Genomic DNA, 19,351 nt, shown 5'->3' with positions numbered 1-19,351 from the left:
CGGATGAGACAATACGCAGTGGCGATCGGAGACAACGACATCGACGAGTATTACCGGTGCGAACGATGGCCCGAACTGGGAGCGAAGACGCGCGCCGAATTTATAGAGAGCAAAATCGGCGGCATGATCGGCAACGCCGCCAGCGTGATGGCGGGATACGGATTGGAAACGTACATGATGGGCAATTTGGGCGACGATTCGTATACGCAGCTTATTTTGCACGATTTGAAGCGTCACGGCGTCCGTACCGATTTCGTGCAAATATGCAAAGGCGTTCCCAACAGCAAGACGCATATTATGCTGGCAGGCGGGGAACGGACAATATTCGTGCTGACGAACGCCAAGCCGCCTTTGGAAATCGATGAGCGAAAAAGAAACGTGCTGCTGCATTCCGCATACGTTTATACGACGATACGGGATTGGAAGAACATCGTCGGCCATGAAACGCTAATGAGCGAGCTGCGGGATAGCGGAGCGGGTCTGGCGTTCGACGTGGAGGCGGGGTCTTTCGCAGGCAGAGACGAAGATGCACCGTACATGAACGAAGCGCGGCTGTTGTTTTTCAACGAGTTCGCGTTCGAGAAATACGGCGAGGGCATATCGCGGGAAGAGGCGATCGGGCGGCTGCTCACCTCCGATTCGAAAATCGTCGTCGTTACGCTCGGCGCGCGGGGATGCCTCGTCCTGACCAGGCAGGAACAGTTCCATGTCGAAGGCTTTCAGGTCGAACCGCTGGATACGACGGGAGCCGGCGATACGTTCAATGCATCGTTTGTGTACGGATTGACGAAACGATGGGATTTGCGTCGTACGGCCGAATTTGCAAGCGCGGCCGCGGCGAGATCGGTGCTCGCCGTTGGGCCGAAATCCGGCATCGCTGCGGAAGAGGAAATCACGGAGTTTATGAAAACGGCAAAGCCCGGCCGCTGATAACAGCGCCGGGCTTTTGCCTTGGCTTTGGCTTTGGCGTATTCGCGGAACGAGTGTCCGCAAGGTCCGCTCGCGAGACCGCAGCTCGCTCGAATCGGCTCATGCAAATGGATAAGAGCCGTTACATCTCAGGATGCAGCACGAACTTCTCAATGGCATGCCGCACTCCTTCCTCATTGTTGGTGAGCGTGACATAATCGGCGACCGCTTTGAGCGAATCGATCGCATTGCCCATCGCCACTCCGAGGCCGGCAACTTCGATCATATCGTGATCGTTCCAGGAATCGCCGATCGCCATCACTTCGGACATATCGCAGCCGAATTGCTTCGCGAGCGCCTTAAGCGCATGGCCTTTCGTGCCTTCGCGATGCGTAAACTCAAGAAAATTCGGCTTCGACTTTGTAATATGCACAGCGTCGCCCAACATGTCGCGGAAGATCGGCGCAAGCTCGTCCAGGTAGGCGGGCTCGTCGATAATCAGCATTTTGGTATTCGGCTCGGCGCTCAATTTGGCATAGTCGGGCTCGACCGTATACGGAATTTTCGAGATATCGGCGTATTCTTTTATTTTGTCGTTTTCTTCGCGAACATAGAGCCGGTCGTTGACGTATAATTGAAGATGCAGTTCGTTCCGCTCGCAATATTCGAAAATTTTGCGCGCCGCGTCCGCCGGAACGGAACGTTCATACAACACGCTGCCGTCGATCAAGTTTTTGACGAGCGAGCCTTGGTACGTAATGAGCGGAACGTTCAACCCCGTTTGGCGGGCGACGTTCTGCGCCGAGGCATACATGCGCCCGGTGGCCAGCGTCACCGTTACCCCGCGTTCAATCGCCTGCTCCAGCGCTCTTTGCGTTCCTTCCGTCACGACTTTATCATCGTTAATCAACGTGTCGTCCACATCGATCGCTATCAATTTGTACATATGTCTCTCTCCTTAGGCGTAAGTATTGTGATCAAGATTCCGATTGCAGCATAACAAGCCGGATAAACGAGTCGAATTCCAGGTTGCCGAAATAATGCTTGATATCGACCCCTTGCAGCGCTTCGCGCACCGATTGCTCCTCATAGCGAGCTCCTTGCAGCCGCTCCTCGATATCCGCCACATCGCCTACGCCGAAGAAATCGCCGAATATTTTGGCAAGTTGGATTCGCCCGTCTTCCACATCCAGACGGATGTCGACGATCCCGATCGGAAAACGTTTGGAATTGCGAATATTGCATTTCGGCGATTCGCCGTAGTTCCAGTCCCAATTCCGGTACCGCTCGGCGGAAATTCGCTCGATTTGGCGCCAATCTTCTTCCGTCAGCTTATATTGCGGCACTTGATCGGGGTCCATGCCGAAGATGGAACGGAGCAATTCGGCTCTAAATTGCTCGATCGTCATCGGCTTGCTCAAAAACTCCTTAATATTCGCTACCCGGCTGCGGATCGATTTGGTGCCTTTGGATTGAATTTTCTCCGGGTTGACGTTCAAGGCGGACACGACGCTTTCGATTTCCGAATCGAACAGCAGCGTTCCGTGGCTGAACATTCTGCCTCGGGTAGAGAATTGGGCATTGCCCGAAATTTTCCGTTCTCCAACCTGGATATCGTTGCGTCCGGTCAATTCCGCTTCGACGCCCAGCGAGCGCAGCGCCTCGATGACCGGCTCGGTAAACTTGCGGAAGTTATGAAAAGATTGGCCGTCGTCTTTCGTAATAAAGCTGAAATTCAGGTTGCCAAGGTCGTGATAGACCGCGCCGCCTCCCGACAAACGGCGTACGACGTGAATTCCTTGTTCCCGGACATACTCCGCATTGATCTCTTCGATCGTATTCTGATGCTTGCCGATGATGATCGAAGGCTCGTTAATATAAAACAGAAGGTAACTGTCATCCGCCGGCAAATGCTTGAGCGCATATTCTTCTATGGCCAAATTCACCCTCGGATCGGTAATGCCCTGATTATCGATAAATAGCATGGCTCACTCCTCCTGGACATTTTATTTATTCTCTCCTTACACATTGTAAATCAAATTGCCGGGTTAGACAAAGAATTTCGCCGTTGACGGGGGACAAGTGCCGCATTATAATAAATAGATATACGATGTATAGTAAATCAAGGTAAAAGGTGCCTGCGCAAGGAGGAGGATTCGTTTGAAAATTAATAAGGAATTGCTGAAGGGAAGTACCGTCATGCTCATTTTATCGCTGCTGGAGCGGAAAGAAATGTACGGTTACGAAATGACGAAGGAGATCGAACGCCGATCGGGCGGGACGTTCGCATTGCGCGAAGGGACGTTGTATCCCATTCTACATACGCTGGAAAGCGGCAAATTGGTGGAGGCTTATTGGGATCGGCAGGATGGGCGCAAACGTAAATATTATCGCATTACGCCGGCCGGCAAACGACTATTGGAAGAGAAAAAGGCGGAGTGGACGCTGTTCCGCAATTCGCTGGACGGTGTGTTAGGGGAGGGAGGAGCATGAGCGTAGCGCCGCATCAAGGCAAAATTAGCGCATATATCGATGAAGTGTTGAAACATGTGAAAGCGAAGGATGTGCATGATTCGATCCGGGAAGAATTGGAGAATCATATCGCCGAACGGATGGAAGAGGCGATTGCCGCGGGGATGCCGGAGGAGGAAGCCGCGGCGGAAGCGATTCGTCATATGGGCGACGCGCATGCCGTTGGACGCCAGTTCCATTCGGCGCATAAGCCGCGCGTCGACTGGGGGTTTATCGGTTTTTTTGCGGTTTGGCTTATCGTCGGTGTACTGGCGATGGCTTCGGTTCAGGCAGGGGACGGCAAGCTTGATTATGTCAACCGTCATTTGATTTTTCTAGGCCTAGGTTTGATTGCGTTCGCGGCATTCTTTTTTATGGATTATCGCAAGCTGCAAAAGATCGCAGTGCCGTTGTACGCGGGCTCGCTGCTGCTTATGTTATTGGCGATGCGGTTCGACACGACTATGAACGGCGAAAGAGGCTGGCTTGCCGTCGGCGGAATCGGCGTCAACATCTATAGTTTTGTCCCGTATTTGCTGCTATTGGCCATCGCCGGGATCGTAACGCAGCGCGCGGATAAAGGCTGGAAAGCGTGGGGGCTCGCGGCGGTCCTGTTCGGAATCCCGTTCCTGTGGCTGATGGGCGTTCCAAGCTTGTTGTATGCGCTCCTGTTCGCCCTAGGTTTTTTCGTATTGTGGTGGCTGCACGCGCGCAATTGGAAACATAACTTGGCTATGCTCGCTTTCGCTGCGATTCCCGTCTTCCTGCTTTATCATTTCTTTCCCGCAAGAGCGAGCTTCATGTTCCGGTTGCCTGCTTTCGTAAGCGCGGCCGCCGATCCGGAAGGGGCAGGCTATACGACGCTCCAATCGCTCAAGGCGATCGGCGAGGCAGGATGGTGGGGGCTGGGGCTTGGCGCGCCGAATCCGCTCATTCCAAGCATCCAGTATGAAATGGTGTTTACCTATTTCATTTACAGCTTCGGTTGGCTGGCGGGAGCGGCGGCCATCGTGCTGATGGTCTTTCTCGTCCGGCGCCTGCTCGGCATGACGCTGCGCATCCGGGACGCGTTCGGCTCCGTTGTCGGCGGCGTTATCTGTTTCGTGTTTGCGGTGCAATTTGCCTGGCATGTGCTGATGTCTTTCGGCGTGCTCCCGATAGTGGGCATCGGCCTCCCGTTTATAAGCGCCGGCGGCGGGCAGCAATTGATATGGATGGGGATGATGGGACTCTTGCTCGGCATTTACCGGCGCAAAGATATGATTCCGGCGAAGGAAGCGGTATAGGGGAACGGACGTTTCGGATGTAGCGGCGCGCTGTACGTTATGTGTGCGGGTCGGGTTCTCCGTGCGCTGTACGTTAGGCTCTCCGTTGCACTATACGCCGGGCCTTCGGTTAAGCGGTCGTTGGGCTGCCCGTTATGTGTGCTGGGTGGCCCCGTCAAGTTTGTGCCCGATGAAGGCGTTCCGGTGCGATTAGCGGTAAAAGCTACATCTATTTCGTGCCGTTTGAGCAGGGGAAGCGCATTAACGGTAAATTGCGGAGGCAATTCCAACCGTTCGCGCGATATTGATCGACTACGGATCAATTAACGGTATGTTTTCCATCTATTTGAGAATATCGAGGAAAAAGGATCATATTAGCGCCGTTTTTTCCATCTAATTGTCAGACGCTCGACTGCTGTCGGGTGCAAATAACATGCGTCCCGATATTGCATGTCACTTGCGGCGCACCAGCGACTTTTCGCCGCCGGGAATCGACCCGGCGGTTTTCGCTTGCCCGCAATGAGATATAGCCGGACTGCGCGCGGCCCGGCGGCGGGGAGTTGACGGAAACGGGCGATCGAGAACATAATGGTACCATTATAAAAAATGGGGGAGACATGATAAATGATCGAACGATTCGGGCATGGGGGCGACTTGGATACGGCGGCGGCGGAATTCGGCGTTGCGCCGGACAGCATACTCGATTTCAGCGCAAACATTAATCCGCTCGGCCCGCCGGAGGGTCTAATGGAACGGTTGCGGCAGGAATTGCATTCGGTAATCCATTATCCGGATCCCGATCATCGTGAGTTGCGCAAACTGCTCGCGCAGCGGACAGAATTGGAGCCTTCCTCCATCTGCATCGGGAACGGCGCGGCGGAGTGCATGGCGCTGGCGGTGCTCGGGCTTGCGCCGCGCAATGTCGGCATCGTCACCCCGTGCTTTTCGGAATATATGCAGTTGGCACGCCAATTCGGCGCGAACGTCGTCGCGGCGCAAGGCGGCGAGGAGAACGGATTTCGCGCCGGTACGGCCGAATTATGCAATTTGCTCGAACGGACGGATCTGGTTTTTATCGGGCAGCCGAACAACCCGACAGGGCTGCAATACGATATGTCAACGTTGGAGACGGTATTGGAACGGGCGGAGGAAACGGACACTTATATCGTGCTGGACGAAGCGTTTATCGATTTCATTCCGCCGGAACGGCAAGCGACGATGCTTCCTAGACTGCCGAAATACCCTCATTTGATCGTAATCCGGTCGCTGACCAAATTTTACGCGATTCCCGGACTGCGGCTCGGATTCGCCGCCGCGCATCCGGAAACGATCGGGCGTATGAAGCGCAAGCAGGTCACATGGAGCGTGAACCGGCTGGCGCTTGCGGCTGGCGAATGTTGCCTGGCGGCAGGAGAAACGTATGAGCGGATGACGAGGGAACGCACGGCGGAGGAGCGCGCGTTTCTGATCGAAACGCTGGAGCGGGATTTCGGCTGCCGAACTTGGCCGAGCGAAGCCAATTTCATTCTTGTGCGGCTGCCGGCGCCGTGGACGGCGGAGCGGATGCAAGCCGAGCTCGGACGAATCGGCGTGCTGATTCGCAATTGCTCGATGTACGAAGGATTGACCGCTGCCGATATCCGCATTGCGGTGAAAGACCGGAAGGCGAACGAACGCTTGATCGAAGCGATGAAAGAAGTATGGCCGGGAGGGATGAGACAATGAGCCAACCGTTTCGCAATTTGTCCAAGGAGAACGATGCGTACCTATCCCGCGTCTGGCCCGGGCTCGAGTTCCGGCATTGCCGAAACGGGAGCGAGCCTCTCGGCTTGGGGCATATCGTCATGAACGCCCCATGCGGGCTGGAGACGCTGAGCGGCGCGCCGTACGGCGGCGGATTCGGCCGAGCTGACCGCATCATAAACGCCTTCGTGCCGAAGACGTTCGACTGCGCCGATCCGGTCGCTCATATCGACGGCTTGATCGGCGCATGGGGATATGCGCCGGAGCGGACGATCGGCCTGCTGACGGCGGCCAACATCGCCCTTGCCTCGATTGCCGAGGCGGAGGGCGATCAGGCGGCGATCGTCTGCTGCACGACCGCCGGCACATCCAACGGGGCGCGCGCAGGCAAGGAACGCCCGGTATTCAGCGCTTACGCAGCGGGTACGATCAATACGATCGTCGCCATTGACGGCAGGTTGACGCAAGCGGCGATGGCCGGCGCGCTCATTACGGCGACGGAGGCGAAGAGCGCGGCCTTCCAGGATCTTGGCATCGTCGACGCGCATACCGGCGAGATCGCGACAGGCACGACGACGGATACGGTAGCGATCGCCGCCAGCCAAAGCGAGCGCTTCGCCGGCGTTCACCGCTATGCGGGCAGCGCGACGACGCTCGGCAATTTGCTCGGGCGCCTCGTCTACGAAACCGTCTATGAAGCGGTACGAACGCAAGGAGAATTGACGTAAATGGCGATCCGGGCAATATTGTTGGTAGTAGCCTACATCGTCGACCGTATCGTGGGCGATCCAAGGCGGCTTCCCCATCCTGTCGTATGGATGGGCAAAGCGATCGTTGCGGTCGAGAGGGCGATTCGCCGTTTCGCCGGGCCCGGCCGGCAGCTGAAGCTTGCAGGCATGCTGCTGCCGCTGCTGCTCGCGGGCGGTTCGTTCGCCATCGTCTGGCTCGTTCTCGCCTTGCTGGCGCGCATTCATCCTTGGCTGGCCTGGGGAGCGGAGGCATGGCTCATCTCCACGACGATCGCCGCCAAAGGGCTCAAGGACGCCGGGATGGAGGTATACCGGCACTTGGCTTCCGGCCGCTTGCCCGAAGCGCGCCGTTCGCTCGGCATGATCGTGGGCCGCGACACGGGGAAGCTGGACGAGCCGGAGATCGTGCGCGGCACCGTGGAAACGGTCGCCGAGAACATCGTCGATGCGATCGTCTCCCCGCTGTTCTATGCCGCCATCGGGGGCGCGCCGCTGGCGATGGCCTATCGGGCCGTCAATACGCTCGACTCGATGGTCGGATATAAAAACGATAAATATTTGCATCTGGGCTGGGCATCGGCCCGGCTTGACGATATCGCGAACTGGATACCGGCCCGTCTCACGGCGGTACTGCTTACGCTGGCCGCCTTCTTGCGCCGTCTCGACGCCGCGCGCGCTTGGCGCACCGTCCGCCGCGACGCGAACCTCCATCCGAGCCCGAACAGCGGATGGCCCGAGTCGGCGGTCGCGGGAGCGCTCGGGGTAAGGCTCGGAGGCTTGAACATGTACAAAGGCGTCGCTTCGTTTCGGGCCTACATGGGCGATCCGGTTCATCCGCTTCGGGCGGATCATATTCGCAAGGCGGCGCGGCTCATGCTGGACGTTGCGACGTTGTTCGCCTTAGTATGCGCGGCGGCGTTGCTTGGCCTTGACCTGCTTCGGTAGAAGCGCGGCTCAAGGTGTGATATTTTTGCAAACAGGTTGTAAAGCCGGGGGTTTTCCCATATAATCAACACTGAGACGAATCGCTTGAAAGATAGAATTGAATACAATACCGATGGGTCCTTGCCGTTTCGTACGGAGCGAGATTGCAAGGTTAAAAGGGAAGCCGGTGCAAATCCGGCACGGTCCCGCCACTGTAAACCGGGGATTTTCTCACAACGGCCACTGTCCTTATTCGGATGGGAAGGCGAGAAAATAGTAACCCGCAAGTCAGGAGACCTGCCTATGGGTGCGACTTACAAATCCTTCGAGGAAAGGATTGCGCTAATTTGGAGCATCACGCTAATGTTGCTTTCGAATTCGACGTACCTCGATCCCAGGATCGGGGTTTTCTTGTTGATGCCGTCGGTATGTCCGTAATGGGTATTCGCGTCAAGCATTCTTCGGAATCGTTACTAGGTGGAGGAGAGGAACGAAATGACAAACAGCTTCAAACGAATCGCAGCCTGGATGCTGGCGTTCACGCTCGCATTCGCGCTTAGCGCATGCGGTTCGAACGGTCCGCAAACGGCGGCGGATGAAACGAATGCCGGGCTCGAACAAGGACAGGCCCAAGGGCAAGAACAGACGGACGGCAAGACGGAGTCCGGCCAGGCGGATTTAAAAACGCAATATCCGCTGACGGTCAAGGATGCGACCGGGCATGAATTTACTTTCGACAAGGCGCCGGAAAAAATCGTTTCCGTATCGCCTGCCGAAACGGAGTCGTTATTCGCATTAGGGCTTGACGAGCAAATCGTCGGCGTCTCCGATTACGACGACTACCCGGAGGCGGCGCTGTCCAAACCGAAAATGGGCGGCATTACGAAACCGAACGAAGAGTCGCTGATCGCCGCGCAAGCGGATATCGTGTTTACCGGGATCTCGATGAAAGCCGATACGGTGGAAAAATTGCGCAGCCTCGGCATTAACATTTTCAAAGTCGAGCCGAAAACGTTGGACGATGTCATCGCCAATATCGAATTGTACGGGCAGATCACGGACCGGCAGGAACAGGCGAAACAAGTGACCGACCGGATGAAGGCGGATCGCGACCGGGTCGTCGAAGCGGTGAAGGACTTGAAGCCGGAGGAGAAGAAGAAGGTGTATGTCGAGTTTTCTCCGGGCTATACCGTCGGTAAGGGCGAATTTATGGACGAACTCATCACGATTTCCGGCGGCGTGAACGTCGCTTCCGATATTACAGGCTGGAGCAAAATTAGCGAGGAAAATATTATTCAGGCCGATCCGGACGTCATCCTGTACGCGAAGGAATTGGTCGATTTCGATACGAAGAAACCGCTGGAAGAGATCATTCGCGGACGCAGCGGCTGGGATAAAATAACAGCGATCAAAGAAAACCGCGTCGTCGGTTTGGACGACAATACGCTCAGCAGACCGGGACCGCGGCTAACGGAAGGGTTGCTTGAAATGGCGAAAGGCATCTATCCCGATTTGGTGAAATAAATGAAAACGAAACTGCTAGTGTGGGGAGGAGCCGGAGGTTTGCTCCTCCTTTTGTCCATTGTGGTCTGTATTGCGATCGGTTCGGTGCAAGTGCCGGTGCGGGATATTACGGCGATTGTGCTTCATCGGATTCCATGGGTCGGGGATTCGATTCCGCAGACGTGGACCGATTCCGCGGAACAGATCATGGTGAAGGTCCGGTTGCCGCGCATCGTCCTCGGCATGCTGGTCGGCGCATCGCTGTCGCTGGCCGGTGCGGCGTTTCAAGGGGTGCTGCGGAATCCGCTCGCCGATCCTTTTACGCTCGGCGTATCGTCCGGCGCTTCGGTCGGGGCGGCTTTCTTAATTTATTTCGGGATGCAGTATTCGTTTGCCGGGCAATGGACGATTCCTCTCGTCGCTTTTACGACCGGCTCGATCACGTTGTGGATCGTACTGCGTATGGCGCAGCGGGAAGGCAAAATTCCAACCGAAACGTTAATTTTATCCGGCGTTGTAATGCAAGCGTTTCTGGGTGCGGTCGTTTCCTTTCTCGTGGCGATGTCCAAGCAGACGGTGAACGATATTTTGTTCTGGACGATGGGCAGCTTGGCGCTGCGCGGTTGGCCGTATGTCGCCGTGTTGACTCCGTATTTGTTGATCGGCTGGATCGTGCTGATCCGGTACATGAGGCCGCTGAACATTTTGGCGCTAGGGGAGCGGCAGGCCGCCCACCTTGGACTGCATGTCGAGCGGACAAAGACGATCGTGCTGCTGACCGCTACGCTCATGACGGCGGCGGCGGTATCGGTAGCGGGAGTCATCGGCTTTGTCGGGCTGGTCGTCCCGCATATGGTCAGGCTCCTTGTCGGGCCGGACTACCGGCTGATCGTGCCGTTGTCCGCCATCGGCGGCGGCATCTTCATGGTATGGGCGGATACCGCGGCCAGATCGGTGCTGGCGCCGACGGAAATTCCGCTCGGCGTCGTAACCGCCTTCGTCGGGGCGCCGTTCTTCGCTTATTTGCTGCATCGGAACAAAAAATTGCGGAGGAGCTGAAGCGTTGTGATTCGTGTCGAAAACGTGGCGAAACGGTACGACGATACGACGGTGCTGCGCGACATCTGTTTTTCTGCGGCGCGCGGCGAGTGGCTCGGCATTATCGGACCGAACGGCAGCGGCAAATCGACGCTGCTGCACTTGCTGTCGGGGGTGGAGGCGGCGACCTCGGGCACGATTGAAGTGATGGGAAAAGACGTGGCCTCCTATTCCCGCAAGGAGCTGTCCCGCATCCTTGCCGTCCTGCAGCAGGACGCGCTGCCGCCGATCGGGTATACGGTGCGGGAAGTGATGGAAATGGGCCGCTTTCCGTTTCAGAATTGGCTCGGCCAAGATTCGCGCGATGCGGAACCGTTATTGTCCGCGATCACGCAGCGATTGAATTTGGACGGAATCGTGCACCGCACGCTGGACGAGTTAAGCGGGGGCCAGCGGCAGCGGGCGGCGCTCGGCAAAGTGATGGCGCAAGAGCCCGAAGTGTTGCTGCTGGACGAACCGACAACGTATTTGGACATTCATTATCAAATCCAATTTATGGACTATGTTCGCTCATGGCAGCGGGAATGCGGGTTGACGGTCATCGCCGTGCTGCATGATCTCAATTTGGCGGCGCAATATTGCGACAGGCTGCTTCTGCTGCATGAAGGAAAACTTCTTGCCGACGGCGCGCCGGATGAAATTATTCGTAAAGAACGAATTAGGCAAGTATTCGGGGTCGATCCGATCGTGATCTCCCATCCGCTCAATCGTGCGCCCCAAATTTTGCTGCAGCCGGAAGACGGGCAACAAGAGAAAACATTCGGAGGAGGTCGGGATGATGTTACATCGATTCACTGAGCTGTGCGCCGGCATCGAGCCGTTGGACGGCGAAGCGGAGGAGCAGGCGCGGAACCATTTGGATCAGTTGACGAAACCGCCGGGAAGCTTGGGCAAATTGGAGGCGATCGCCGCACAGCTTGCCGGCATGACCGGAGAAGCGAAACCCGAGTTTGGGAAAAAAGCCGTCATCGTCATGGCGGGGGATCACGGCGTATGCGAGGAAGGCGTGAGCGCATTTCCCGCCGCGGTTACGCCGCAAATGGTTATGAACTTTGTGGCGGGCGGAGCGGCGGTAAACGTGCTCGCCCGGCAGGCGGGGGCGGAAGTCGTTTGCGTCGATATCGGCGTGAACGGCGATTTGGAGCATCCGCAGCTAGTGTCGCGCAAAGTCCGCAAAGGGACGGCGAATATGGCGAAAGGGCCGGCGATGAGCCGGGAGGAGGCGCTGCAAGCGATACTGGTCGGCGCGGATATCGTCGAACAATATGTGAACGACGGATACCGGATGTTCGCGACGGGCGAGATGGGCATCGGCAATACGACGGCCAGCGCCGCCATATTGTCCGTATTGTCAGGCATGGCGCCGGATAGAACCGTCGGGCGCGGCACCGGCATCGACGACGCGAAGATGGCGCATAAGCGCGAAGTCGTAAGCAAAGCCATTGCCGTAAACCGGCCGAACGCCGCGGATGCGCTCGATGTGCTGGCGAAGGTAGGCGGCCTGGAAATCGCCGGCTTGGTCGGCGTCATTCTCGGCGCCGCAAAGCATCGTTGCCCGGTCGTCATCGACGGTTTTATTTCCTCCGCGGCCGCATTGGTCGCGGCGCGGCTGGCCCCGCTGTCTGCCGGCTATATGATCGGCTCGCATCTGTCCCAAGAGCAAGGTCACGAAGCGTTGTTGGACGAGCTAGGGCTGACGCCGCTGCTGCAGCTGGATATGCGGCTCGGGGAAGGGACGGGAGCCGTACTTGCATTTACGCTCATCGACGCGGCCGTGAAAATCATGCGCGAGATGGCGACGTTTGCAAGCGCCGGCGTATCGTCCGGCGGCGAATCGCAATAAGGGGGAGTAGAGCATGCCAATTCTAGTGACGGGAGGGGCGCGCAGCGGCAAAAGCCGTTTTGCCGAACGGTTATGCATGACGCTGGCCCCTTCCGGCGTGTATGTTGCCACTTCGCAAATCTACGATGAGGAAATGCGCGAACGGGTCCGGCTGCACCGTTTGCAGCGGGAGCGGGCGGAATACGCATGGGAGACGATTGAGGAACCGTATGGAGTGTCCGGCCTATTGGAGCAATGGTCCAAGCGGATCGATGCGGGCATCCCGCCGGCGGCAGCGCCGGGAAGTTCCGAAGCGCGCGTTGTGCTGGTCGATTGTTTGACGCTATGGCTCTCGAATTGGCTGCTGCGCGCGGATTCGGACGGGAATTGGAACGCGGCGGCCGACGCGGTTGCCGAACAAATCGACGCGCTCGTTGCCGCGGCGGCGGCGTACGCCGGACCGCTCGTCTTCGTAACGAACGAAGTGGGCGACGGAATCGTGCCGGAGTACCCGCTAGGCCGCGTATACCGCGATTTGGCGGGTTCGATGAACCAGAAGCTTGCCGCTCTGTGCGATCAAGTTTTCCTGGTGACGGCCGGCATTCCGATCGAGCTTAAGAGCAGGGCGTATCGATTATGAAACGGCAATGGGAGGCGTTAGCGGCGGCGTTTCAATTTTTGAGCCGGATTCCGTTCCCGGTGCGTGTGAATTATACGAAAGAAGTGTTTGTACGCAGCGTCGCGTTCTATCCTCTCGTCGGCGCGGCGCTGGGCGGGTTGTTGTACGCAGCCGGGTTCGCGGCAGGTTTCGCCGTTCCGCCCGCGCTCGCCGCGGCGCTGTCGCTCGCATTCGCGGTCATGTTGACCGGCGCGCTGCATTTGGACGGGCTCATGGATACGGCGGACGGCTTGTTAAGCCATCGGCCGCGCGAGCAAATGCTGGACATTATGAAAGACAGCCGCGTCGGCGCGATGGGCGTGATCGTGTGCGTATTGACGCTCATGATCAAAGGCGCGGCGATATATACGCTGCTGGAACAGGGTCATTGGCTATGGTATGTGGCGCTGCCGTTCGTTTGGAGCCGGTGGTTTATGGTCGTTGCGATCGTCCGTTGGCCGTATGCGCGCCAAGATTCGGGCCTCGGCAGCTATTTCAAGCAAGCGGGCGCCCGGCATGCGGCTGCGGCGACCGCGACGGCTGCGGCCGTATCGATCGTTATTGCGGCTTTAGGTTTATGGGCGGGTTCCGGCGGCTCCGGCGAGCCGATCCGCCCGATCGAACCCGCCATGCCGCTTCTCATGGGCGCCGGCGCGCTGCTGCTCGGCTGGTTGGCCGCGTCTTATATCGCCCGCAAGCTGGGCGGTCTGACGGGGGATACGTACGGCGCGCTAAACGAATGGCTGGAAACGGCGCTGTTGGTCGCGTTGGCCGTTATCGGCCATCAATTTGCGCTTTGAGCCGGATGAACGGGAGGTATATGGATCGCGATGATGCAAACGGGAAGAGCAAGGACGATTATGCTGCAGGGCACGGCTTCCGATGTCGGCAAAAGCGTAGTGACGACGGCATTATGCCGCGTGCTGAAACAGGACGGCTGGGAAGTCGCCCCGTACAAATCGCAAAACATGGCGCTCAATTCTTACGTCACATTGGACGGCAAAGAAATTGGGCGCGCGCAAGGCGTGCAGGCGGAAGCTTGCGAAATACCTGCGACGACGGATATGAATCCGATTCTGATCAAGCCGATGAAAGAGATGAACGCGCAAATCGTCGTGCACGGGAAGCCTTATGCGCAGTTGAGCGCGCAAGATTACCGGCGCGACTTTTTGCCGTTTGCGAAGCAAATTGTCGTCGATGCGCTGGAACGGCTCCGCGCGCGGCATGATGTCATCGTGATTGAGGGCGCGGGCAGTCCGGCCGAGATCAATCTGAAGGACAGGGATATCGTGAACATGCGGCTCGCCGCCTGGGCCGATGCGCCGGTCCTGCTCGTGGCGGATATCGATCGCGGGGGCGTGTTCGCCTCGATCGTCGGCACGCTCGAGCTGTTGGAACCGGAGGAGCGCGCCCGCGTGAAAGGATTTATTATCAATAAATTCCGCGGGGACAAGACGCTGCTGCAGCCGGGGCTGGACTGGCTGGAACAAAGGACGGGCATCCCCGTTCTCGGGGTGCTGCCTTTTCTGCCGCAGCTCGATATCGAGGCGGAAGACTCGATGGCGCTCGTGCGCCGGCAAGATCCGGCGGATGCGAAGCGTAAGGACGCTGTGCTGGACATTGCGGTGATCCGGTATCCGCGCATCTCCAATTTTACCGACTTCGATCCGTTTGCGGCGGAACCGGATGTGCGCCTGCGGTACGTACAAACCGCGGCCGAATTGGGAGAGCCGGACATCGTCATTTTGCCCGGCACGAAAAATACGCTCGGCGACCTCGAATATTTGCGCTCGGCCGGCCTTGACGATGCGATTGCCGCCCGCGTCGCCGCGGGATGCCGGCTTGCCGGCATTTGCGGCGGTTATCAAATGCTGGGACGGAAGCTGCGCGATCCCCATGGCGTCGAGTCGGGAAATCCGGATGAAACGGCAGACGTTGCAGGTTTGGGTTATTTGCCCCTCGAAACGGTTTTTTATCCGGAGAAAAGAACGGAACGGGCAAGCGGAGAAATCGCCTGCAGTCATCCGGCTTGGGCACGCATGAACGGAATCGAAGTGGCCGGCTATGAAATTCATATGGGGCAGACGGCTCCGGCACACGAGCGAATGCATCGGCTTATGGCGCTGATCGACCGTTCCGGGAATTCGCCGGCGCAGGAGGGCGCCGTTTCGGAAGACGGCCGGATTTGGGGCACGTATTTGCATGGTATTTTTCATAACGACCGTTTTCGCCATACATGGTTGAATCTTGCACGCGAAGAGAAAGGGCTGGAGCTTGCCGGGCAACCGTTCGTCTACCGCGATCGGCAGCAGCTTGCTTTCGACCGGATCGCGGAAGCCGTGCGCCAGCATCTCGATATGGTAAAAATATATGAAATTATCGGTATACGCAAAGCATAGTGAACGCATCCTGCCATGAATGAATCGAATAAACTGCGAAAGCGCATATAAAAGGGGATATCTCCCGCGATTTCGAAGGCGATCCGCGCGGACTTACACTCCCGGTTTGGCGCTACCGAAACTAACGATCCTTATTGGGCTCAAAATGAAGACGTTCCAAATTTATACGAAAGTACGTATCGTTATTCATTGGAAATCGGCGGTTTTACCGCCGATTTCCCCTCATTAGCGTGTTCCCGTTTCGTTACACGAGCAACAAGGTGATTTACAGGCTATTAACGTGTTCCAGTTTCGTTACCGCGCCCGACGGGTCGTCAGCCGCCAGCGGTCTTATGAAATTGACACCAATTTGCACGATTTTCACCTCGAAATCGCGATAAAATCGCACTGGCATTGCATCGAGAAATTGCGATCCGGACCGTAAGACCGTTATTTTGCGTCAAAACCGCTTATTCGCTGTTTCGGCGGACATTGGTTCCGTTATCCGTTCGTCGCAGGGCTTATTTTTACGCTTTTGCCGCGAATAAAGGATCGTCTGTCCGCAAACTGGCCGAAATCGGGTCGTTTGTCACAATTAGCGTCTCCTGTGTCCGCGAACTTGGGCGCCGGGGCGGTAGAAGCAATATGAAGGAATAGCACGGTATCCACCCAACTGTTTCAATATTGCAACAAAAGTTAATGCAACGATTGGTAAAATCCCCCGCCAACTTTCTTCGAGATTTCCACACAATTCATTTCGAACCCTGCCGTTTGCAGTGTTGGAAGCCCTTTCGAAACCGGATATTTGGTTAAACAGTTAACTTAAATTCACAAATGTATGCGATTAATTTTTGGGAAAAAGGTTGAAAAATAGGTCGATCTAACTTATTATATGGTTAAACGCTTAACTGCGAAGAAGTTCAATCCCCGAACGAGCGATGTCCGGCGATTGCGGCGTTAACGCAGCGGAAGGCGTGGATGCGATCAATCGATCCAACTATTTCAGTTTAAGAAGGTGCCTCATGAAACGGATTACGATCAAAGACGTTGCGGAGAAAGCGGGGGTGTCGACGGCAGCCGTCTCTTACGTTCTAAACGGCAGGGAAGGGAAGGTGTCCGAAGATACGCTCGCCAAAATCAAGCAAGCCATATCCGAACTCAATTACATTCCCGATTATTCGGCGCGCAGTTTGGCCAGCAACCGGTCGAACCTGATCGGCGTCGTCATTCCGCAAACCGAAGACCAGAAGCAACTGCTGCTGGAAAACCCTTTTTACAGCGATTTGATTTGCGGGATCGAATCGGAGCTGCGCCAGCACGATTATCACATTATTCTATCCGGAGTGGAGAAAAATAAAGGTTATCTCGACTTGACGATGCAGCGCAATTTGGACGGCGCGGTCATTATGGGAATTTTCCAGGAAAGCTTCTACGAAGATTTGAAAAAAGTGAAAATGCCGATCGTGCTGATCGACAGCTATATCAACGACGATAATTTCAAAAAAATCCGCATAGACGACGAATTGGGCGGCTATTTGGCGACAAAGCATTTGATCGACAACGGCCATACCAATATCGCCCTTGTAACGGGAACCATCCGCAAAGACGGCGTCGTGGAGAAAAGATATTTAGGGTATAAACGCGCGCTTCAGGAAGCGAACCTGTTCTATAATCACGATTTCGTGTTCGAAGGATCGGTGAGCTACGAGTACGGGGTGGAAGCCGGCCGGCAAATCGCCGAGCAGCGGCAAGGAATTACGGCGGTGTTCGCCACCGGGGACATGATGGCTTTCGGCGCCGTTAACGGGCTGAGAGACCGCGGCCTTACCGTGCCGGACGACGTTTCGGTCATCGGTTTTGACGATATTTCATTAGCCAACATATTCATTCCGAAGCTGACCACGGTGAAGCAGGATGTGAAAGCGCGCGGCGTGGCGGCGGCCCGTTATTTGATGCAGGTGCTCGAAGGAAAGAAGGAGCTGGATCATACGGTAACGCTGCTGCCGATTGAAATCGTGGAACGCGAAACGGTCAAAAAAATCAATTGAATTCTACGAAGAAAGGAACATGGCGATGGTAGGTCAAAACAAATGGATGAAGCGCACAGCCATCTTGGTCTTTCTGCTGCCGAGTTTGCTCGGGCTGCTGCTCTTTCAGCTCGTTCCGATGATCGCATCCGGCGTGATCAGTTTTACGGATTGGAATATGCTCTCCGATCCGAAATTTATCGGAGCCGACAATTATGTGAAAGTGTTTCAAGACGAGAAATCGTACACGTCGATACTTAACGTATTTAAATTTCTGGTCGGATATTTGCCGCTGGTGCTTCTATTCGGCGTGCTGTTCGCTCTGCTGCTCAACCGCAAAGTACGGGGCATCAAATTTTACAGAGCGGCCATTTTCATTCCGGTCATTACGTCGTGGATCGCCGTATCCATCGTATGGCGCTGGTTTTTGAACGGACAGAGCGGGCTTGTCAATTACTTCCTGTCCTGGTTCGGCATTCAAGGCCCGGTGTGGCTGCAAGACTTTTTCTGGGCGATGCCGGCGATTATCGCGGTCACGGTATGGAAGGATGTCGGCTTTGTCGCCATCATCTTGCTGGCAGGCCTGCAGGAAATTCCGGACGATTACTACGAAGCGGCCCAAATCGACGGCGCGACGTCCTGGAGCAGGCTGTTCAAGATTACGCTTCCGCTGTTGACGCCGGCGTTATTTTTCGTCCTGACGATCTCGTTGATCAACTCCTTCCAGTTGTTCGACCAGGTCATGATCATGACAGGCGGGGGGCCGGCCGGAAGCACGAGCACGATCGTAGAGCAAGTATACAAGAACGCGTTCATGAACAACAAAATGGGCTTCGCTTCGGCGCAGTCGTGGGTGCTGTTCGCCATCATTTTCGTTATTACCGTCATTCAGAATCAATTGCAAAAAAGGTGGGTCATCTATGAAAAGTAAAACGTCTACGCTGAAAAACCTTGTCACGCATTTGATTTTGATGATTGCGGCAGTCGTTTTCGTATTTCCTTTTCTATGGATGTTGTCCGGCGCTTTCAAAGATAGTTTGGAAGTCGTCAAAATGCCGCCGCAATGGATTCCGTCGCATTTCAATTTCGATAATTTCATCGAGATTCAGAAGTATTTTCCGATATTCAAATCGTTATGGAACAGCGTGATCGTAGCGGTCATCTCGACCGGTCTGCAATTGCTCGTCTGCGCGATGGCGGCCTTCGTCTTCGCCAAAATTCCGTTCCGCGGCCGGGGCGCTTTGTTCTTGCTGTTTCTCGTGACGATGATGATCCCGATGCAAGTGACGATGACGCCGCTATTCATCATCTTTCAAAAGCTGGGTCTCGTGAACACGCTTGCCGGTTTAATACTGCCGGGCATATTCAGCGCATACGGCACGTTTCTGCTGCGCCAGCATATGATGGGCATTCCCAATTCGCTGATGGAGGCGGCTTTCATCGACGGAGCGTCGTATTTCCGCGTGTTCCGTTCCGTCATCCTGCCGCTTAGCAAGCCGGTGCTGGCAACGCTGCTCATCTTCTCGTTCATGAGCTCATGGAACAACTTCTTGTGGCCGCTCATCATTACGAGCGATACGGGCCTCATGACGCTGCCGCTCGGCCTAAGCAAGCTGCAAGGCCGGTGGGCGACCGAATGGAACGTGCTGATGGCGGGCAACGTTATCGCGTTCATCCCGATCTTTATCGTGTTCTTGTTCGCGCAGAAGCATTTCATTAAAGGCATTACGATGACCGGGATCAAATAAAGCCGGATTTCGGCTT

At 56.1% G+C, this 19,351-nt stretch carries 18 protein-coding genes and 1 riboswitch; of the genes, 16 read left to right on the top strand and 2 right to left on the bottom strand.

Translation table 11 applies throughout. The features are described 5' to 3' along the window. Positions 1–3: 3 nt before the first annotated feature. Complete coding sequence (locus tag KQI79_RS17785) at positions 4–930, top strand: carbohydrate kinase family protein (RefSeq protein WP_216539633.1); 927 nt, start codon at positions 4–6, stop codon at positions 928–930. A 121-nt stretch (positions 931–1,051) separates the two neighbouring features. On the opposite strand, the gene KQI79_RS17780 is transcribed toward KQI79_RS17785, so the two are convergent. Both KQI79_RS17780 and lplA read right to left on the bottom strand, forming a co-directional pair. Continuing rightward, complete coding sequence (locus KQI79_RS17780) at positions 1,052–1,855, bottom strand: Cof-type HAD-IIB family hydrolase (protein WP_216539632.1); 804 nt, start codon at positions 1,853–1,855, stop codon at positions 1,052–1,054. Positions 1,856–1,886: 31 nt separating this feature from the next. Beyond that, positions 1,887–2,894 carry a lipoate--protein ligase gene (gene lplA / locus KQI79_RS17775; protein ID WP_216539631.1) on the bottom strand — a complete coding sequence of 336 codons (1,008 nt, stop codon included), beginning with the start codon at positions 2,892–2,894 and terminating at the stop codon, positions 1,887–1,889. 175 nt (positions 2,895–3,069) lie between these two features. Between lplA and KQI79_RS17770 the strand changes: the two genes are divergently transcribed. The 15 genes from KQI79_RS17770 (at position 3,070) to KQI79_RS17700 (ending at position 19,335) form a co-directional block, all read left to right on the top strand. Beyond that, positions 3,070–3,402, top strand: coding sequence for a PadR family transcriptional regulator (locus KQI79_RS17770; protein WP_216539630.1), 333 nt, complete (start codon positions 3,070–3,072; stop codon positions 3,400–3,402). Continuing rightward, positions 3,399–4,706, top strand: coding sequence for an FtsW/RodA/SpoVE family cell cycle protein (locus tag KQI79_RS17765; protein WP_216539629.1), 1,308 nt, complete (start codon positions 3,399–3,401; stop codon positions 4,704–4,706). Before KQI79_RS17770 ends, KQI79_RS17765 begins: the two co-directional genes overlap by 4 nt. 603 nt (positions 4,707–5,309) lie before the next feature. Further along, complete coding sequence (gene cobD, locus KQI79_RS17760) at positions 5,310–6,410, top strand: threonine-phosphate decarboxylase CobD (protein WP_216539628.1); 1,101 nt, start codon at positions 5,310–5,312, stop codon at positions 6,408–6,410. Continuing rightward, positions 6,407–7,156 (top strand): adenosylcobinamide amidohydrolase, encoded by a 750-nt coding sequence (locus KQI79_RS17755; RefSeq protein WP_216539627.1) that lies wholly within the window; start codon positions 6,407–6,409, stop codon positions 7,154–7,156. The genes cobD and KQI79_RS17755 overlap by 4 nt, the downstream gene beginning before the upstream one ends. Continuing rightward, positions 7,157–8,122, top strand: a complete 966-nt coding sequence (gene cbiB / locus KQI79_RS17750) for an adenosylcobinamide-phosphate synthase CbiB (RefSeq protein ID WP_216539626.1) — start codon at positions 7,157–7,159, stop codon at positions 8,120–8,122. A 97-nt stretch (positions 8,123–8,219) separates the two neighbouring features. Beyond that, positions 8,220–8,420: riboswitch (cobalamin riboswitch) on the top strand. A gap of 176 nt (positions 8,421–8,596) precedes the next feature. Further along, positions 8,597–9,625, top strand: coding sequence for an ABC transporter substrate-binding protein (locus KQI79_RS17745; RefSeq protein WP_253298233.1), 1,029 nt, complete (start codon positions 8,597–8,599; stop codon positions 9,623–9,625). Next, the gene (locus KQI79_RS17740) at positions 9,626–10,663 is read left to right on the top strand and encodes a FecCD family ABC transporter permease (RefSeq protein WP_216539625.1); all 1,038 of its coding nucleotides are present in this window, start codon (positions 9,626–9,628) and stop codon (positions 10,661–10,663) included. It begins immediately after the preceding gene. A 6-nt stretch (positions 10,664–10,669) separates the two neighbouring features. Next, on the top strand, positions 10,670–11,500 hold the full coding sequence (locus tag KQI79_RS17735; RefSeq protein WP_216539624.1) for an ABC transporter ATP-binding protein: 831 nt from the start codon (positions 10,670–10,672) through the stop codon (positions 11,498–11,500). Further along, positions 11,478–12,545, top strand: a complete 1,068-nt coding sequence (cobT, locus tag KQI79_RS17730) for a nicotinate-nucleotide--dimethylbenzimidazole phosphoribosyltransferase (protein WP_253298232.1) — start codon at positions 11,478–11,480, stop codon at positions 12,543–12,545. Before KQI79_RS17735 ends, cobT begins: the two co-directional genes overlap by 23 nt. Before the next feature lie 13 nt (positions 12,546–12,558). Next, positions 12,559–13,164, top strand: a complete 606-nt coding sequence (locus tag KQI79_RS17725) for a bifunctional adenosylcobinamide kinase/adenosylcobinamide-phosphate guanylyltransferase (RefSeq protein WP_216539623.1) — start codon at positions 12,559–12,561, stop codon at positions 13,162–13,164. Then, entirely contained in the window at positions 13,161–13,982 is an 822-nt protein-coding gene (cobS, locus tag KQI79_RS17720) for an adenosylcobinamide-GDP ribazoletransferase (RefSeq protein WP_216539622.1), read from the top strand. The genes KQI79_RS17725 and cobS overlap by 4 nt, the downstream gene beginning before the upstream one ends. Before the next feature lie 30 nt (positions 13,983–14,012). Then, positions 14,013–15,581 carry a cobyric acid synthase gene (locus KQI79_RS17715; protein ID WP_483311398.1) on the top strand — a complete coding sequence of 523 codons (1,569 nt, stop codon included), beginning with the start codon at positions 14,013–14,015 and terminating at the stop codon, positions 15,579–15,581. A gap of 1,001 nt (positions 15,582–16,582) precedes the next feature. Further along, on the top strand, positions 16,583–17,608 hold the full coding sequence (locus KQI79_RS17710) for a LacI family DNA-binding transcriptional regulator (RefSeq protein WP_216539621.1): 1,026 nt from the start codon (positions 16,583–16,585) through the stop codon (positions 17,606–17,608). Positions 17,609–17,627: 19 nt separating this feature from the next. After that, the gene (locus KQI79_RS17705; RefSeq protein WP_230192659.1) at positions 17,628–18,518 is read left to right on the top strand and encodes a carbohydrate ABC transporter permease; all 891 of its coding nucleotides are present in this window, start codon (positions 17,628–17,630) and stop codon (positions 18,516–18,518) included. Continuing rightward, positions 18,508–19,335, top strand: coding sequence for a carbohydrate ABC transporter permease (locus tag KQI79_RS17700; RefSeq protein WP_216539620.1), 828 nt, complete (start codon positions 18,508–18,510; stop codon positions 19,333–19,335). The genes KQI79_RS17705 and KQI79_RS17700 overlap by 11 nt, the downstream gene beginning before the upstream one ends. Positions 19,336–19,351: the final 16 nt, after the last annotated feature.

Source organism: Paenibacillus sp. MSJ-34 (assembly GCF_018918005.1).
Lineage (GTDB): Bacteria > Bacillota > Bacilli > Paenibacillales > Paenibacillaceae > MSJ-34.
The sequence above is the reverse complement of the archived record's forward strand: the minus strand, read 5'-3'. Positions and strand labels throughout refer to the sequence as shown.

Excerpts from the sequence above, each read along its gene's own strand:
- cobS (WP_216539622.1), top strand. The coding sequence starts at position 13,161 with ATGAAACGGCAATGGGAGGCGTTAGCGGCGGCGTTTCAATTTTTGAGC.
- KQI79_RS17725 (WP_216539623.1), top strand. The coding sequence starts at position 12,559 with ATGCCAATTCTAGTGACGGGAGGGGCGCGCAGCGGCAAAAGCCGTTTT.
- cobT (WP_253298232.1), top strand. The coding sequence starts at position 11,478 with ATGATGTTACATCGATTCACTGAGCTGTGCGCCGGCATCGAGCCGTTG.
- KQI79_RS17740 (WP_216539625.1), top strand. The coding sequence starts at position 9,626 with ATGAAAACGAAACTGCTAGTGTGGGGAGGAGCCGGAGGTTTGCTCCTC.
- KQI79_RS17700 (WP_216539620.1), top strand. The coding sequence starts at position 18,508 with ATGAAAAGTAAAACGTCTACGCTGAAAAACCTTGTCACGCATTTGATT.
- KQI79_RS17710 (WP_216539621.1), top strand. The coding sequence starts at position 16,583 with ATGAAACGGATTACGATCAAAGACGTTGCGGAGAAAGCGGGGGTGTCG.
- KQI79_RS17785 (WP_216539633.1), top strand. The coding sequence starts at position 4 with ATGAGACAATACGCAGTGGCGATCGGAGACAACGACATCGACGAGTAT.
- KQI79_RS17755 (WP_216539627.1), top strand. The coding sequence starts at position 6,407 with ATGAGCCAACCGTTTCGCAATTTGTCCAAGGAGAACGATGCGTACCTA.
- KQI79_RS17765 (WP_216539629.1), top strand. The coding sequence starts at position 3,399 with ATGAGCGTAGCGCCGCATCAAGGCAAAATTAGCGCATATATCGATGAA.
- cbiB (WP_216539626.1), top strand. The coding sequence starts at position 7,157 with ATGGCGATCCGGGCAATATTGTTGGTAGTAGCCTACATCGTCGACCGT.
- KQI79_RS17705 (WP_230192659.1), top strand. The coding sequence starts at position 17,628 with ATGGCGATGGTAGGTCAAAACAAATGGATGAAGCGCACAGCCATCTTG.
- KQI79_RS17745 (WP_253298233.1), top strand. The coding sequence starts at position 8,597 with ATGACAAACAGCTTCAAACGAATCGCAGCCTGGATGCTGGCGTTCACG.
- KQI79_RS17715 (WP_483311398.1), top strand. The coding sequence starts at position 14,013 with ATGATGCAAACGGGAAGAGCAAGGACGATTATGCTGCAGGGCACGGCT.
- KQI79_RS17780 (WP_216539632.1), bottom strand. The coding sequence starts at position 1,855 with ATGTACAAATTGATAGCGATCGATGTGGACGACACGTTGATTAACGAT.
- lplA (WP_216539631.1), bottom strand. The coding sequence starts at position 2,894 with ATGCTATTTATCGATAATCAGGGCATTACCGATCCGAGGGTGAATTTG.
- cobD (WP_216539628.1), top strand. The coding sequence starts at position 5,310 with ATGATCGAACGATTCGGGCATGGGGGCGACTTGGATACGGCGGCGGCG.